Source organism: Streptomyces sp. 4N124, from assembly GCF_052245395.1.
Lineage (GTDB): Bacteria > Actinomycetota > Actinomycetes > Streptomycetales > Streptomycetaceae > Streptomyces.
Genome location: NZ_JBQQBS010000046.1, coordinates 1 through 16,617, shown reverse-complemented (window position 1 = coordinate 16,617; position 16,617 = coordinate 1). Strand labels below are relative to the sequence as shown.

Sequence of the window (16,617 nt, the reverse complement as noted above, 5' to 3'; positions counted from 1 at the left end):
TACGACGGGTGCATTGGTGTGCGTTCAACGAATCCGCAACTCTGGTCACCTTCTTTCGTCTTGCGCCCGAGGTGTGCGGAACATGCCGTATTCCATGGGGAATTCGACCGGGATGCGTTCAGCGCAGACCGAAGCGCTCCGTCCACTGCATCACGTCGCCGGTCGTCGCGTTGCCGCCGCACACCACCAGACCGAGCCGTGCGCCCTCGCCCACCCGCTCCAGGACTTGGCGAGCCGCGGGCAGCAGACAGCCGGCGGCCGGCTCGGTCCACAACTTGGCGTGGTCGGCGAGGTCGAGAACGCCCTGCACGGCCTCCCGGTCCGGAACCACGAGCACCTCGGTGACCAGGGTGGACACATGGTCGTACGTCAGCTGCGACACGGACGGGGCGCTGAGCGTGGTCACGATCGACGACAGCGCCACCGGCACCGGTCCGCCCGCCGCCAGCGCCTCGGACATCGCCTGCGCGCCCTCGGTCTCCACGCCCCACACCCGCACGCCGGGCCGGCGCGCACGCAGCGCCGCCGCCACACCGGCGATCAGCCCACCGCCCCCGACGCTCACCAGAACGTCGGTCAGTTCTCCGGCGTCCTCCGCGAACTCCAGCCCGACGGTGCCCTGTCCGGCGATCACCACCGGGTCGTCGAACGGATGGACCAGCGTCAACCCCTCGTCCCTGAGCCGCGTCACCAGCGAGAACGCGCCGTCCATGTCATCGGTCAGCCGCACCGACGCACCCGCGTCCTGAGCGATTTCGATGGAACGGGCCGGTGCCGAGCGCGGCATCACGACCGTGGCCTTCACATCGAGGGCGGCGGCCATGACCGCGAGCGCGATGCCGTGGTTGCCGCCACTGACCGCCACGACCCCGGCGGCCCGCTCGGCCTCGCTCAGCGAGAGCAGCTTCGCCGTCGCGCCACGAGCCTTGAACGACCCGGTGCGCTGCAGGAGTTCGAGCTTCGCGGTGACCGGGGCGCCGAGCAGCGCGGACAGGCCCGGGCTGGGCACGGTGGGGGTGCGGACGACGTGTCCGGCGATCCGTGCGGCGGCGGCCTCGACGGCCTCGATGTCCGTGATCCCGATCATGACCATCACCTTCCGGCGCGGGTGACTGAGTCCGCGTCCGCATCGAACCCTGACCCGAGACGTGGCGCGGGTCAACTCGGTATCAAAGGTCACGCCGCACCAGGTGGGGCCGCCGACCGGCCGTGGTCCCTGACCCCCCGGGGGCCAGGGCGTCACCCTGTGCAGATCACTTCACGGGACTTCTCAGTGCTGTTGCGCCTTCTGTGGTGTCAGCTCGCTCGGTCGTACGACGACGTAGCCCTGGCCCTGCAGCATCAGCTGCACCGCTTCCCCGGAACCGCCGCGCAGCATCGATCCGATGGACTGCGAACGGTGCAGCGAGGTCTGCAGGCCGGCGGTCCAGCCGACGATCGCGTCCGTGTCGACGTACACCGGATACTGCGGCGAGACCGGGATGACCAGCGGACTGCCCTCACACACCAGGCCCAGCCTGCCCTGTCCGGAGAAGACGCTGTTGAACAGGCCGCCGCCCGTCATGCCCGCGCCCTTCACGGTCGCGATCCGGTACGACAGTGAGGCGTCGAAGCACAGCACGTTGCGGCCGTTGACGGTGAACTCGTCACCGGGGTTCACATCGACGACGAAGCAGTTCTGCGCCTCGTGTGCGAACCAGGCCTCGCCCTGCCCCCGCACCGCCATCAGCGGGAGCCCCTCGCCGGTCACCGCGCGTTTGAGCATCCCGCCCACGCCCTGGCCCTTGCGCTCGAACTGGAGGTTGCCCCGATAGGCGATCATCGCGCCCTGACGCGCCATCATCTCGCCGTTCACCGCGTACTTGATGCACTTGGCGTTCTCGATCGTCATGCCCGGCGCGGCGGCGGGCTGGACCATGTGCTCGCTGGAAAACAGATCACCCTTCATATCGGCATCCTTTCCCGGAGCCGGTCCTTCCGCCAAGATCGCGGGGCAAGGGTCTTCCACGGCTTTCCGTCAGGCGCCGAAGAGCTGCGTCCAGTACGTGCCCGCCGCGCCGCCGCCCGCGAAGCCGACGCCGATGTGGGTGAAGGTGGGCTTGAGGATGTTGGCCCGATGGCCCGGACTGTTCATCCAGCCCTCCACCACCTCGGCCGGGGAGCGCTGGCCGCAGGCTATGTTCTCGCCGATCGAGCGCCGGGTGGAGCCCGCGGCGGCGGCCCGGTCCCAGGGCTGGCTGCCGTCGGGCGAGGTGTGCGAGTAGAAGGCACGGGCGATCATGTCCGCGCTGTGCGCCTGCGCCGCGGTGGTGAGGACCGGGTCGACGGCCAGTGGCGGCAGACCTGCCCTCGCACGCTCCCGGTTGGTGAGCTCGACGACGTCGGCCGCCGTCCGCGCCAGTTCCTGCGGTGTCAGCGGCCTGGCCCACAGCGCGGTCCAGTACGTGTCGCCGGAACGGCCCCCGGTGACGTACGCCAGGCCCGCGTGGGTGAACGCCGGGTCGTGCAGCGTGCGGCTGGGCTCCTGCGAACCCAGGCAGTAGTCCACGAACTCGGCGGGCGTGCGCGGCCCGGAGACGAGGTGCTCGCCGACCGTGACATACGTGAATCCGGTCGCGGTGACGCGCTGGTAGACGGAGACACCGTCCCGGCCTTCGACACCGAGCTGTCCTGCCGCGGCCATGGCGGAGGCGTGGGCTCGCGCGGCGGACGTCAGGCGGGCGTCGAGGGAGACGGGCGGCGAACCGGCCCTGGCGCGGGCCGAGTTGACGAGGCCGACGAAGCCGTCGGGATCGGGGGCGGGGACGGAGGGCGCGGCAGCGGGCCGGCGGGGCGCGGTGGTGGGACGCTGCGGCGCGGGCGCCGGGGCGGACCGGGCGGGCGGTCCCGCTGTCGTCGCGCTGTCCTCGGTGACCTCGACCCCGAAGTCACGGGCGAGCCCGGCCAGTCCGTCCGCGTAGCCCTGCCCGAGCGCACGCAGCTTCCACCCGCTGCCGCGCCGGTAGATCTCCGCGAGCAGCAGTACCGTCTCCTGTCCGGGGCGTGGCGGGGCGAACCGGGCGATCAGCCGGCCGCCCTGACCGGTGACCAGAAGGGTGGGGGCGGGCAGGCGGCCCAGGGGAGTGCCGGGCTCGGCGGGGCTGACGACCACGGTGACCTTGGTGACACCGGTGCGCAGACCGGACGGGTCGACGGTGAGCGTGTGGCCGTGCAGCCGGGCGCCCGGTGCCGACGGCTGGTTGTAGAACACGAAATCGGCGTGGCCCCGGACTTTCCCGCTGTCGTCGGTGATGAGCGCGGACACGTCGAAGGGGCCGGGCACCTGGACGCTCACGGCGCCGCCCGGGAGGGGCAGATTGCCTCCGGGGACCAACTCGCTCATGACGCCGCCCTGATGGTCGTGGATCCGGCCCCGGTAGGGGTTGTCCGGGAAACGTCCATCCGGGCGCGCGGGTTCCCCCTCGGGGGCGTTCGTCGTACCAGCTGGCGCTGGGCGGCGTACGCATGCGCGATGTGTGTGTGCCATGGGGTGGTGACTGCTCTTTGTCGGCCCCGCGCGCCCTGGTGATGACAGCGGTCACGTAAGGACCATCGCACTGGGATGTGAACTGGGGTGTGAAGGGCGGACAGGGGGCGAGATCAGCGGATGCCTGCTTGGTTCTCGCATGTGCCGTTCTGGTCCCAGGCTCTGCTGCTGGTGGGCGGATTCCTCGTCCTCGGCCTCAGCGGCCTGCTCGTACGATCCCGGATCTGCGATTGGTTCGGCGAAGATCCCGAGCACAACGAACGCGTCAAATTCCTGGTCGAGGTCGTCGGAGGCTTTTACGCCTTGCTGATCGGGCTGGTTGCCGTGGGGGCGTACGACCACTACGTGGAGGTGAAGAAGCTTGTCAATGAGGAGGCTTCGCAGCTCACCACGGTCTATCGCGCCGGTGAGGCGTTTCCCAACAGCCGTAGATGCCGTATTCAGTCCCAGGTGCGGAACTACGCCGAGAATGTGATCAACGAGGTCTGGCCGCGACAGCAGCGCGGCGAAATCGTCGAGGACCAAGGGCGGCTGGACGCCGTATTCGAATCCCTGATGTTCTATGAACCGCAGAACGAAGAGGAGTCGAACGCGCAGTCCGTCACCCTCGAAGCCTTCAACGACTACAACAACCTTCGCCGTGAACGGCAGGGTGAGGTGACCATCGGACTGCTGCCGGTGCTGTATCTCGTCCTCTTCGGCGGCGCGTTCGTGACCATTGCGGCGACCTGGGCACTGGTCGGCGTCAGAATGATCGACCACGTGGCCCTGACCGGCCTCTTGTCGTTCTTCATCGGCCTGTTCATCACGCTGATCATCGCGCTGGATCACCCTCTGCAGGACAGCAACGCTATCGGCCTGACGCATTGGAAGGTCGCTCTGACGCAAGGAATGGGAGTACCTCCCGAGGGACAGGAGCAGATCACCACGTACTTCGGGGTATCGAGCAAAGAGCGGGTGCCGGGCTGCCTCCTGGACGTGGCCGACTATGTTTCGTTCGCCAGCTCGGAGCAGCTTCCGCAGTGAACATCACCCGGCTCACACGTATCCCCGTCGTAGGAACCTTGCTCGTTTCACTCGCGCTCGGCACTGCCGCCTGCGCCGGGAACGGGCAGGACACGACGATCACGGTGGCGTCCGTCGACTTCACACGGGACATGGAGAAACTCGTCGACGACTTCCGGCGCACCCATCCCCGTATCCGCGTGAAGTTCGTCTTCCTCCCCGAGAGGGTGCTGCGGAATCGGCTGTCCAAGGACATCGCCGACGAAGAGGGCCGCTACGACGTCGTCTCCATCGGCCCGTGGGAGGCGCCGATCTGGGCCTCGCGAGGATGGCTCACCCGACTCGACGTCCTGGCGGGCCGGGGCGCCTACGACGTGGAGGATTTCCTTCCCGTGGTGCGCACGGCGCTGTCCTACCGAAAGGGCCTGTACGCGGTGCCGTATTACGGGGAGTCGTCCTTCCTGATGTACCGCAAGGACCTGTTCGCCAAGGCCGATCTGACCATGCCGGAACGCCCGACCTGGCCGCAGGTCGCCGAACTGGCGGCCGAACTGCACGATCCCCGGCACGGAATCGCCGGAATCTGCCTGCGCGGCGGTCCCGTCTGGCTGAACCTGCTGCCTCTCAACACGGTGATCCTGACCTTCGGCGGCCGTTGGTTCGACGAGCATTGGAACCCCCGATTCACCTCCCCCGAAACCAGGCGGGCGGTGCGGTTCTACGTGGATCTGGTCCGTAGCTCCGGCGAGCCTCGGGCGCACGAAGCAGGGCCCGCCCAGTGCCAGGCGACGATGCTGCGGGGCAAGGCGGCCATGCTGTACGACACCACGTCCTTCGCCGGTGGTCTTGAGGACCCCAGGATCAGCGAGGTCGCCGGCAAGCTCGGCTACGCCCCCGCGCCCGTGATGCGCACCGACAGCTCGGGATGGCTGTGGACCTGGGCGCTGGCGATCCCCGTCACGTCCAAGCACCAGAAGGCCGCGTGGGATTTCGCCTCCTGGGCCACGTCGAAGCGGTATCTGAAGCTCTACGGAGAAAGGCTCGGCTGGGTCGGAGTGCCACCCGGCAGCCGGCTGTCCACGTACCGCCTTCCTCCGTACAGGAAGGCCGCCAAGGCGTTTCTGCAACCGACCCTGGACGCAGTCAACGCCGTCAACCTCACCCGGCCCGGCCTGCACAAGCAGCCGTGGACGGGAACCTCGTACGTCGGTATCCCGGAGTACGCGGGCCTCGGCGGCCGGGTGGCCAAGGAGATCTCCGCGGCGATCGCCGGCCGGCAGTCGGTCGACGAGGCGCTGGAGAAGGCCCAACTCTTCGCGAACGACGTGGTCGAGGGCGGCGGCTACCGGGACTGAAACGCCGGTGAAGGCCGCGCTCGCGGTCGGTGCGACATCGGTCACATCGAGGCTGGGCAACCTCCGTGCGTCCCGTCACCTCTCCATTGTCGACGCACAGTTGATCGCCCGCCGATCAGCGAGCAGTACGGATGTGGACCGTATCGCCATGAAAAGCATGTAGCCGACCATTCGTGCTTTACATGGACATGACTCATCCGGAAGGGTTGCGCTCCGGGGGCCCGACCAGCCCCCATGGCGTCTCAACCGCGCCATGCCTCAGGGCGGTTGGTGACCCCGGCCGCCTTCGCACGAAGGAACCCTCAAGTGCGTAGAGCTCACATACGCAGCCTGGCGGTCGCCGTCGCCGTGACGACCGCCGCAACGGGGCTCACCGGAACGGCCCTCGCGGGCCCGGCCACGGGGACCGAGCCCGCCTCCGCCTCTGTCGCCTCTGCCTCCTCCATAGTCGACGCGGCCCGCGCCGCCGCCTTCGCCCACGCGGCGGCCACCGGTGTCGCACCGGGTGACGAACTGCGTGCCCAGGACGTGCTGATCGACCCGGAGGGCGCACGGCACGTGCGGTTCGTCCGGGCTCACCGCGGGATGCCGGTCCTCGGCGGCGACCTCGTCGTCCACCTCACCGAGCGCCTGAGGTACGCCGGTGTCACCCGGGCCGCCGACCACAGCATCGCGCCCGCTGCCGACGAGGCCCAGGTGACCGGCCGCCAGGCGGAGGAGACGGCCGCCGATGTCGCCCAGGGGTCGGTGAAGAGCGTCGAACTCGTCGTCGACGCCCGCCGTGGCGCGTCGGCCCTCGCCTACGAGGTGCACATCAGCGACAGCGACACCGCGGAGGGCGGCGGCTCCCGGACCGTCGTCATCGACGCCCTCACCGGCAAGGTCCGCAGCAACACGCCCGACAGTGAAGAGTTCCTGTCGCCGGACCTGGTGGACACCCTGCGCGAGCGCGGCGAGACGCTCGAACCCGCAACCGGCACCGCTTCGGAGCCGAGCGGCCTGGCCGCGACCCCCGCACCGGGCGCCGCCCGCTACCCGGCACCGGCGACCGGCACCGGCACGTCCCTCTTCGCCGGCAAGGTCACGCTGACCACCACCCGGACCGCCCGCACCAGTTACGTCCTCAAGGACCCCAGCCGCTGGGGCACCGAGACGCGGGACGCCAAGGGCGGGGAGCCGACGAGCTTCGCCCGCGGCAAGACGTTCACCAGCACCACCAACAAGTGGGGCAACGGCACCGTCGCGAACCGCGCCAGCGCCGCCGTCGACGCCCAGTACGGCATCACCAAGACCCTGGACTTCTACAAGAAGACCTTCGGCCGCAAGGGCATCAAGAACGACGGCAAGGGTGCCCGTGCCCTGGTCCACTTCGGCAACAAGGTCGCCAACGCGTTCTGGGACCCCTCCTGCGGCTGCATGCTGTACGGCGACGGCGACGGCGAGATGTTCAAGAAGCCACTGGTCGTCCTCGACGTCACCGGCCACGAACTCACCCACGGCGTCGTCGACGCCACCGCCCGCCTGGAGCCCACCCGCGTGGACGCCCAGGGCAACCAGTACGGCGAAGCGGGCTCCCTGAACGAGTCCCTCGCCGACATCTTCGGCTCCGCCGTGGAGTTCAGCGCCAACAACCCCAAGAACCCGCCCAACTACCTTGTCGGCGAGAAGCTCGGCCTGGACCAGAAGTTCCTGCGCCGCCTCGACCGCCCCTCCCTCGACGTGCTCGAGGGCGCGATCGACTACTGGTCACCGGCCGTCTACGACGCCGAGGTGCACGCCGGGTCCGGTGTGTCCTCGCACGCCTATTACCTCCTCGCCGAGGGCAGCGGCCGCAAGAAGATCGGCAGCGTCACCTACGACTCGCCGACCTACGACGGCCTGCCGGTGAAGGGCATCGGCCGCGCCAAGGCCACGGCGATCTTCTACCGCGCCCTGACCCGCTACATGGTCTCCACGACCGACTTCCACGACGCGCGCACCGCGACCCTGAAGGCGGCCAAGGACCTGCACGGGCTGAACAGCACGGAGTACAAGACGGTGAACCGGGCCTGGGCCGCCGTCAACGTGACCAAGGCCAACACACCGGCCGACAGGCACTGACACGACACCGGCAGCCGCGCGGCACACGCTCGGCTGCCGGGTCCCCCACCCCAATCCTGCTTCTTTTATTGACGACGGAAAAAAACAGTTCTAGGTTCCCGGCCATGCGCCCGACCGCTCGTGCCGAGACGTTCCCCGTGAACACACCCGCCGCCTCCCAGGTCTTCACCACCGCCCTGTCCCACGGGCCGCTCACCCGGCTGGAGTTGTCCCGGCGTGCCGGACTCTCCGCGGCGGCGGTGACGAAGGCGGTACGGCCGCTGATCGAGGCCGGTTATCTGGTGGAGGACGCGGACGCGGAGGCACGCCCCGCGCTCGGTCGGCCCGCCAACCCGGTGCGGGTCGACGGCGGACGGGCACTGTTCATCGGGATCAAGCTGACCGGCGACGAGATCATCGGCGTGCTCACCGACCTGTGCTGCCGCATCCGCGTCGCCCGCCGTATGCCGCCGCCCGCCCGCGACCCCAAGGCGGTGCTGGCCTCCATCGCGGAGCTGGTGCAGCAACTCCTCGTCGAGGCGGACGAGTTCGGCACCCCGGTCCTCGGGCTCGGCATCGCCGTCTCCGGCGACGTCGACCGCGCCGAAGGCGTCGTCCGCTACTCGCCGTTCCTCGAATGGCACGACGTCCCACTCGCCGAACTCGCCGCCATGACCACGGGACTGCCGGTCACCGTCGACAACGACGTGCGGGCCCTGACCGTCGCCGAGCAGTGGTTCGGCGCCGGCGCCGGGCTGTCCGACTTCGCCGTGGTGACCGTAGGCGCCGGCATCGGCTGCGGACTTGTCGTGCACGGCCGGGTGGTCGCCGGCGCCCACGGCGTGGCCGGTGAGATCGGCCATGTGACCGTCGACCCGGCGGGACCCCTCTGCCACTGCGGCAACCGGGGCTGTGTGGAGGCGATCGCAGGGGACGCGGCGATCGTCCGGCAGATCCGCGAGACCACGGGCATCGAGGTCGCCGACACCGCGGAGGCCGTGGCACTGGCCCACCAAGGAATCGCCGGAGCACGCGAGGCATACGCCCGCGCCGGTGCCGCGATCGGCCGGGGCATCGCCACCGTGGCCAACCTGCTCGGCCCCGAGCGTGTGATCATCTCCGGCGAGGGCCTGGCCGCCTACGACCTGTTCGCCGAGCAGATCCGTGACGCCTTCACCGCCGCCGCCTTCGGCTCCGCCGCCCAGTGCGACGTACACACCCGCCCGCTGCCCTTCGAGGAATGGGCACGCGGGGCCGCCGCCACCGCGATCCAGTCCTTCATCAGGTCGGACATGAACTAACCCCCCACGCCCACCCGCACCCACTCCCAGGAGGTACGACCCATGCGGTCATCCTCGTACTCCGTCATGCCCGCACGCGCGCTGAGATCCCTGTGCGTGCTGGCCCTCACCGCCGGTCTCGCGACGACCGCCCCCGCGGCCCACGCCGAGACGGCAGCCCCCACACTTGCCGACAAGCCCTATATGGGCTGGACGAGTTGGAGCATGCAGTCGTCGAAGTACCCGGGGCTCAACCCGAAGGGCGACTACAGCTACCTCACCGAGGCGAACGTCATCAAGCAGGCCGACGCCATGGCCAAGAAGCTGAAGAGTTCCGGGTACGAGTACATCAACATCGACGCCGGATGGTGGCGCGACTGGTCGTGGAAGCCGCGCTTCGACGAGTACGCGCGGCAGCAGGCCGACCCGAAGCGCTTCCCCAGCGGCATGAAGGCGGTTGCCGACCGCATCCACGCCCAGGGCCTCAAGGCGGGTATCTACCTCCCGGTCGGACTGGAGAAGGAGGCGTACAACGACGGCAAGTCACCGATCTGGAACGCCGAGGGCTGCACCACCGCCGACATCGTCCACGACGACCTGCGCACCACCAACGGCTGGGACAGCGCCTACAAGCTGGACTTCACCAACCCGTGCGCGCAGAAGTACATCGACTCCCAGGCGCAGCTGTTCGCCGACTGGGGCTACGACTTCCTGAAACTGGACGGCGTCGGGCCGGGCTCGTTCAAGAGCGGCGACAACTACAACAACGTTCCCGACGTGGCCGCCTGGCAGAAGGCCATCGCCACCGCCGGCCGCCCGATCCACCTGGAGCTGTCCTGGTCCCTCGACTACGGGCACGTCGAGGACTGGAAGAAGTACTCCAACGGCTGGCGCATCGACACCGACGTCGAGTGCTACTGCAACACCCTGGTCAGCTGGGAGAACTCCGTCGACGACCGCTGGGACGACACCCCGGCCTGGACCGACCACGCCGGCCCCGGCGGCTGGAACGACCTCGACTCCCTCAACGTCGGCAACGGCGAGATGGACGGCCTCACCAAGGCCGAGCGGCAGAGCTACGCCACCCTGTGGGCGATAGCCAAGTCCCCGTTCTACACCGGCGACGACCTGACCAGGCTCGACTCCTACGGCCTGTCCCTGCTGACGAACCGCGAGGTCATCGCGATCAACCAGGGCAACACGCCGCCCGCCCAGCCGGTCACCGCCTCCGACCCGCAGCAGGTGTGGGCCGCGAAGAACCCCAACGGGACTTACACCGTCGCCCTGTTCAACCTGTCCGACGCGCCGGCCTCGGTGACCGCGAACTGGTCGACCCTCGGCTTCAAGGGCAAGGCCTCCGTCCGCGACGTGTGGAACAAGGAGAACCTCGGCACCCACGCCGACAAGATCACCCAGGCGCTGCCCGCCCACGGCTCCCGGCTGTTCACCGTCACCCCGCGCGGCACCGCCCTGGCGTGGACGGGCTACGAGGCCGAGGCGGGCACGCTGAGCGGCAACGCCTCCGTCGCCGACTGCTCCGCATGCTCCGACGGCCGCAAGGTCGGCAACCTCTACGGCGGTGGCAAGGTCACCGTCAACGACGTCGTGGTGGCCAAGGCCGGGACCTATCAGATCAAGGTCGCCTACATCAGCGGTGACTCGCGTTCGGTCGCCGTCTCGGCCAACGGCGGGGGCGCCGTCTCGCACAAGTTCGCGTCCACGGGGGACTGGTCCACGGTGAACAGCGTCCATGTGCCGGTGAGGTTGAAGGCCGGGGCGAACACGATCACGTTCGACAGCGGCTCCAGTGGCTACGCGCCGGACATCGACCGGATCGACGTACAGAAGTAGGCCCTTGTGCCCCTCCCCGCATCCGGAGCCGCCATGAACCCCCGTCCGAACGACCCCAGCAGACGGACCCTCCTCTCCCTCACCACCGCCGTAGCCCTCAGCACCCTGCCCACCTTCACCGCCACCGCCGCACCCGCCCGCCCCACGGAGGTCCCGCAGCACGCCGGTTCCTCTCTGTGGTGGCAGGCCCCCGGCGACGAGGCCTCGCTGATCGAGCAGGGCCTGCCCGTCGGCAACGGCCGCCTCGGAGCGCTCGCCGGCAACGACCCCGGCCGCGAGCTGCTGCTGATCACCGACGCCACGATGTGGACCGGCGGCCTCAACGACACGCTCGACGCGGACGGTCAATTCCCCTACGGGCGAGGCGACTTCGGATCGTTCACGCTACTCGCCCGGCTCACCGTCGACATCCCCGACCACGACCTGGGCGCCGTCTCCGGCTACCGCCGCACCCTCGACCTCGCCCAGGGCCTGATCACCAGCTCCTACGTCCGCTCCGGCGTCACCTACCGGCGCGAGATCTTCGCCAGCCACCCCGACGACGTCATCGTCCTGCACTTCACCCAGAGCGGCGGCGGCCGCTACACCGGAACGATCACGCTCACCGGCACCCACGGCGAAACCCCGACCGCCGCCGAGTCGTTCGGGGCAACCCTCGCCAACGGCCTTCGCTACGGCGCCGCAGTACAGGCTCACGGCAACGGCGGCAAGGTCACCGTCAACGGCACCCGCATCGACTTCTCCGGCTGCAAGGACCTCACCGTGGTGGTCAGCGGCGGCACCAACTACGCACCCGACGCCGCCGCGAACTTCCGCAACCCTTCCCTCGATCCCGAGCGGTTGGCCCGTACGAAGGTCCGCGACGCCGCCACCGAATCGGCCGCCACCCTGCGGCGCACCCATATCGCCGACTATCGCGCCCTCTTCGGACAGCTGGACCTCTCGCTCGGTACGTCCACGGCCGCACAACGCGAGATGGACACCTGGGAACGCCTCCAGGCGCGCGCCCGCGACCTCGAACCCGACCCGGAACTGGAGGCCGCCTACCTCCAGTTCGGCCGCTACCTCATGATCTCCGGCTCTCGCGACAGTCTGCCGCTGAACCTCCAGGGCCTGTGGCTGGACGGCAACGACCCGGACTGGATGGGCGACTACCACACGGACATCAACCTCCAGATGAACTACTGGATGGCCGACCGGGCGGGCCTGTCCCGGTGCTTCGACGCCTTCACCGACTACTGCCTCACCCAGCTCCCGTCCTGGACGAAGCTCACCCGGACCCTCTTCAACGACCCGCGCAACCGCTACCGCAACTCCACCGGCAAGATCGCCGGCTGGACCGTCGCCATCTCCACCAACCCCTATGGCGGAGGCGGCTGGTGGTGGCATCCGGCGGGCAACGCCTGGCTGTGCAACAGCCTGTACGAGCATTACGAGTTCACCCAGTCGCGTGCGCATTTGGAGAAGATCTACCCCCTCCTCAAAGGCGCCTGCGAGTTCTGGGAGACGCGGCTGCTGACCACGACCCTCCCCGGCACCACGACAGAGGTGCTGATCGCGGACAGCGACTGGTCGCCGGAGCACGGCCCGCTCGACGCCAAGGGCATCACGTACGCCCAGGAGCTGGTGTGGGCGCTGTTCGGCAACTTCTGCGTCGCGGCGGCGGAGTTGCGGCGGGACTCCGGCTATGCGGACACGATCGCGGGTCTGCGCAAGCGGTTGTATCTGCCGCAGGTCAGCCCGAAGACGGGTTGGCTGGAGGAGTGGATGTCGCCGGACAACCTCGGCGAGACGACTCACCGGCACCTGTCCGGGCTGGTCGGCCTGTTCCCCGGGGACCGCATCCGCCCCGACGGCTCCACGCCCAAGGAGATCGTCGACGGAGCCACCGCCCAGCTCACCGCACGCGGCATGAACAGCTTCGGCTGGGCCAACGCCTGGCGCAGTCTGTGCTGGGCCCGGCTCAAGGACGCCGACAAGGCCTACCAGCTGGTCGTCAACAACCTCCGCCCGTCCACCGGCGGCAGCAACGGCACCGCGTTCAACCTCTTCGACATCTACGAGGTCGAGAAGGGGCGCGGCATCTTCCAGATCGACGCCAACTTCGGTACACCGGCGGCGATGCTCGAGATGCTGCTGTACTCCCGCCCCGGCCACCTGGAGCTCCTCCCCGCCCTCCCCGATGCCTGGTCCGCGTCCGGCTTCCTCACCGGGGCCCCGGCGCGCGGCGGCTTCGTCGTCGACCTGCGCTGGGCGGACGGTGCGCCGACCCAGGTGCGCATCCGCAGCGTGGGTGGGCGGACGACGACGGTGGCGTACGGCGGCGCCTCCCGGACGGTGAAGCTGAAGCCGGGCCAGTCCGTGACGTTGAAGGACCTGGCCCGGTGATCGCCAGGGTCGTCTGCGCGCTCCTGCTGGCTGTTCCCCTCGCCCCCGCGTACGCCTCCGACGACCGGCCGCGCGAGGTCATCACCTGGGGTGCGAGCGCGGATCGCCTGGGCGACGGGGTCGCCGACCGCGGCTACCGGCTCGTCGTGCGCACCAGCGTCGCCGGCACCGACCTGCGGATCCGGCTCTCCAACGCCTTCGGAGACCGGCCGATCACCTTCGACAGTTCCTATGCGGGACTCCGCAAGTCGGGCGCCGAGCTGGTCCGCGGCAGCAACCGGCCGCTGACCTTCGGCGGCGCCCGGTCCGTCACCGTCCCGGCCGGGGAAACCGTGCTCAGCGACTCCCTGCCCGGGAAGCTGCCCGCCGCGACCGACCTGGTGATCAGCATGCATACGCCGGACGCGGCGGGCCCGGCGACCGGCCACGGCATGGCGATGGCGACGTCGTACACGACCCAGGGCGATCACACGGCCGAGGAGGGCGCCGCCAACTGGACGGGCACGACCGGCTCGTGGTTCTACCTCGACGCGGTCTCGGTCCGTGCCGGCTCCGCGGCGGTGGTCGCCCTCGGCGACTCCATCACCGACGGCTGGCAGTCCACCACCGATCTGAACCGCCGGTGGCCCGACTATCTCGCCCGCCGGCTGCGGCTGGCGGACACGGACGTCAAAGGCGTGGCGAACGAAGGGATTTCCGGCAACAAGGTGCTGGCCGACGGCGCCGGTCAGAGCGCCCTCAACCGGCTGCAACGCGACGTCCTGTCCCAGCCGGGCCTGCGCACCGTGTTCCTCTTTGAGGGCGTCAACGACATCAAGGCGCATACGGGCGTGACCGCGCAGGACCTGATCGACGGCTACCGGGAGATCATCGCGCGGGCGCACGCGGCCGGGAAGTGCGTCGTCGGTGCGACCGTCGGACCGTTCAAGGGCTGGTCCGAATGGGACCCGGCGGCCGAGGCCGTACGCCAGGAAGTCAACCAATTCATCAGGTCCGGCGGGGTGTTCGACGCCGTCACCGACTTCGACCGCATCCTCCGCAGCCCCTACGACCCCGAGCGCATCCTGCCCTTCTTCGACAACGGCGACCATCTGCACCCCAACGACAAGGGCATGCAGGCCATGGCGGACGCCGTGGACCTGGACAGCCTCGACTGCGCGTGAAACCCGTACCCGAGAGGAGCCGATCTCATGAACCGACGTCGCTTACTGACCGGCGGTGCCGCCCTCACGGCGACCGCGACACTCCTGCCGACGACCAGAGCAGCGGCCGCACCGGCCCCGGCGCTCCCGTCGCGAGCGGAGGTGGTGCGCGTCCTGCGCCGGGTCGCCGACCACTGGATCACCGCCCACCAGGACCCCGGCGACAACGGCTGGGCCAACGCCACCTTCTTCAGCGGCCTGCTGACCCTGCACCGCCTCACCGGCACACCCCGCTACCTCGCCTACGCCAAGGAGTGGGCCGAGAAGCACGCCTACGGTCTCAAGGGCGGGGTCACCACCCGGCACGCCGACAACCACAACGCCGGACAGGCCTACCTCGACCTCTACGCGATCGAGCCCGAGGAGCGGAAACTCGCGGCCATCGAGGAGTCGTTGCACCGCATGGTCTACACGGACCAGCCCGAGAAGAACGACGACTGGTGGTGGGACGACGCCCTGCACATGGGCATGCCGCCCTTCGCCCGCCTCGGAGTTCTGCGCGGCGACCCCGCCTACCGGGCCAAGCTGTACTCCCTCTACGACCACACCAAGCGGATCGAGGGCGGACCCGGCCTGTACGACCCGGCCACCGGTCTCTGGTACCGCGACAAGCGGTTCCTGCCCGGCGGGATCCTCTCGCCCTCCGGAAAGCCGGTGGTGTGGTCCCGGGGCAACGGCTGGGTCACCGGCGGCCACACCAAGACCCTCAAGGCCCTCCCGCCGGGCGAGCCGCACACCGCCGAATACCGGCAGACCCTGACCCGGCTCGTCCGCGCACTGGCACGGGTGCAGCGGACGGACGGCTTCTGGAACGTCAACCTCGCCGACCCCGACCACCTCCCCGGGCCCGAGACCAGCGGCACGTCCTTCTTCCTCTACGGCACGGCCTACGCGCTCCGCGCCCGGCTCGTCGACCGGGCCGCTTACCTGCCCGTCGTGTCCCGGGCCTGGCAGGGCCTCGTCACCACCGCCGTCCACCCCGACGGCTTCCTCGGGTACGTCCAGAAGGTCGGCGACCGCCCGGAGTCCAGCCAGCCCGTGACGTACGACAGCACCGCGGACTTCGGTGTCGGCGCCTTCCTGCTGGGCGGCACCGAACTGGCCCTGCTGCTCGGCTGACCGGGCCGGTCAGCCGGACGCCGTCGGCTCCGGGGTGATCAGGCCACGGCGGTAGGCGATCGCCACGGCCTCGGTGCGGCTCGCGGCGCCCAGCTTGCCGAGAATGTTGGAGACGTGGACGCTCGCCGTCTTGCCGGTGATGAACAGCTCCTCGCCTATCTGCCGGTTGCTGCGGCCGAGGGCGAGGAGCCGCAGGACGTCCTGCTCGCGGGCGGTGAGCAGGGACGTGGCATGGTCGTCGCTGTCCGACAGCCTGCCGCGGCGTATGACGGCGTCCGCGCGCTCCAACAGCGGCGTGGCGCGGAGTTCGGCGGCGGTCTTCCGGGCCGCGCCTGCCTCGACGGCCGCCTCCGCCCGGCGCTCGGCCGCCAACAGGGCCTCGGCGTACCGCAGTCGGCAGCGCGCCCGCTCATACGGGTCGCCGTAGTCGAACGCGGCCACCGCCTTCCCCCACGCCTCCGCGTCCGGACCGGACACGGCCCGCGACCACTCCGCCTCCGCCCGGGCCAGCCACGCCTGACCCTCCGGGCCCTGCGGAATGCCTTCGTCGCCGTGCCCGGCCACATCCCGCGCCAGCTCCACCAGCTCGCCCGCCGTCTGCGCCCGGCGGCGGGCCCCGGCCTCGTCGCCGGTGCGGCGCAGATCGACGGCCGAATCGGCGACGGCGGACAGGGCGAGCGCGGCAAGCCGGACCGTCACGTCGGGCGGCGTGCCCACCTCATCGGTGAGCGCCGCTGCGGTGTACTGCATCTGCGCCACGGCCTCGTCCGCGTCGCCGAGCAGTGCGGCGGCGTCCGTCAGCACGATTCCCG

At 69.8% G+C, this 16,617-nt stretch carries 12 protein-coding genes; 8 read left to right on the top strand and 4 right to left on the bottom strand.

Going from position 1 to position 16,617, the window contains the following annotated elements:
- Nucleotides 1-118: 118 nt before the first annotated feature.
- The 3 genes from ACTWQO_RS34740 to ACTWQO_RS34730 all read right to left on the bottom strand — a co-directional run bounded on the left by ACTWQO_RS34740 (nt 119) and on the right by ACTWQO_RS34730 (nt 3,382).
- Nucleotides 119-1,087, bottom strand: a complete 969-nt coding sequence (locus ACTWQO_RS34740; protein ID WP_443241360.1) for a threonine/serine dehydratase — start codon at nt 1,085-1,087, stop codon at nt 119-121.
- Between the two features lie 183 nt (nt 1,088-1,270).
- Nucleotides 1,271-1,948 (bottom strand): AIM24 family protein, encoded by a 678-nt coding sequence (locus ACTWQO_RS34735; RefSeq protein ID WP_443241359.1) that lies wholly within the window; start codon nt 1,946-1,948, stop codon nt 1,271-1,273.
- Nucleotides 1,949-2,017: 69 nt separating this feature from the next.
- Nucleotides 2,018-3,382, bottom strand: coding sequence for a CAP domain-containing protein (locus tag ACTWQO_RS34730; RefSeq protein ID WP_443241358.1), 1,365 nt, complete (start codon nt 3,380-3,382; stop codon nt 2,018-2,020).
- Between the two features lie 264 nt (nt 3,383-3,646).
- On the opposite strand from ACTWQO_RS34730, the gene ACTWQO_RS34725 reads away from it, so the two are divergent.
- From ACTWQO_RS34725 to ACTWQO_RS34690, 8 genes are all read left to right on the top strand, one after another.
- Complete coding sequence (locus tag ACTWQO_RS34725; protein ID WP_443241357.1) at nt 3,647-4,552, top strand: bestrophin-like domain; 906 nt, start codon at nt 3,647-3,649, stop codon at nt 4,550-4,552.
- A gap of 38 nt (nt 4,553-4,590) precedes the next feature.
- The gene (locus tag ACTWQO_RS34720; protein ID WP_443241356.1) at nt 4,591-5,886 is read left to right on the top strand and encodes an ABC transporter substrate-binding protein; all 1,296 of its coding nucleotides are present in this window, start codon (nt 4,591-4,593) and stop codon (nt 5,884-5,886) included.
- Nucleotides 5,887-6,192: 306 nt separating this feature from the next.
- The gene (locus ACTWQO_RS34715; RefSeq protein WP_443241355.1) at nt 6,193-7,986 is read left to right on the top strand and encodes a M4 family metallopeptidase; all 1,794 of its coding nucleotides are present in this window, start codon (nt 6,193-6,195) and stop codon (nt 7,984-7,986) included.
- Nucleotides 7,987-8,090: 104 nt separating this feature from the next.
- The gene (locus tag ACTWQO_RS34710; protein ID WP_443241354.1) at nt 8,091-9,266 is read left to right on the top strand and encodes an ROK family transcriptional regulator; all 1,176 of its coding nucleotides are present in this window, start codon (nt 8,091-8,093) and stop codon (nt 9,264-9,266) included.
- A gap of 42 nt (nt 9,267-9,308) precedes the next feature.
- Nucleotides 9,309-11,096: an alpha-galactosidase D gene (locus tag ACTWQO_RS34705; RefSeq protein ID WP_443241353.1), complete on the top strand. Its 1,788-nt coding sequence runs from the start codon at nt 9,309-9,311 to the stop codon at nt 11,094-11,096.
- A 33-nt stretch (nt 11,097-11,129) separates the two neighbouring features.
- Nucleotides 11,130-13,484: a glycosyl hydrolase family 95 catalytic domain-containing protein gene (locus tag ACTWQO_RS34700; RefSeq protein ID WP_443241352.1), complete on the top strand. Its 2,355-nt coding sequence runs from the start codon at nt 11,130-11,132 to the stop codon at nt 13,482-13,484.
- The gene (locus tag ACTWQO_RS34695) at nt 13,481-14,647 is read left to right on the top strand and encodes an SGNH/GDSL hydrolase family protein (protein WP_443241351.1); all 1,167 of its coding nucleotides are present in this window, start codon (nt 13,481-13,483) and stop codon (nt 14,645-14,647) included. Before ACTWQO_RS34700 ends, ACTWQO_RS34695 begins: the two co-directional genes overlap by 4 nt.
- 27 nt (nt 14,648-14,674) lie before the next feature.
- A complete protein-coding gene (locus tag ACTWQO_RS34690) occupies nt 14,675-15,805 on the top strand; it encodes a glycoside hydrolase family 88/105 protein (RefSeq protein ID WP_443241350.1) in 1,131 nt (376 codons plus the stop codon).
- A gap of 9 nt (nt 15,806-15,814) precedes the next feature.
- Here the strand turns inward: ACTWQO_RS34690 and ACTWQO_RS34685 are convergent.
- Nucleotides 15,815-16,617, bottom strand: an 803-nt coding sequence (locus ACTWQO_RS34685) for a helix-turn-helix domain-containing protein (RefSeq protein WP_443241349.1), incomplete at its 5' end; no start/stop codon positions are given.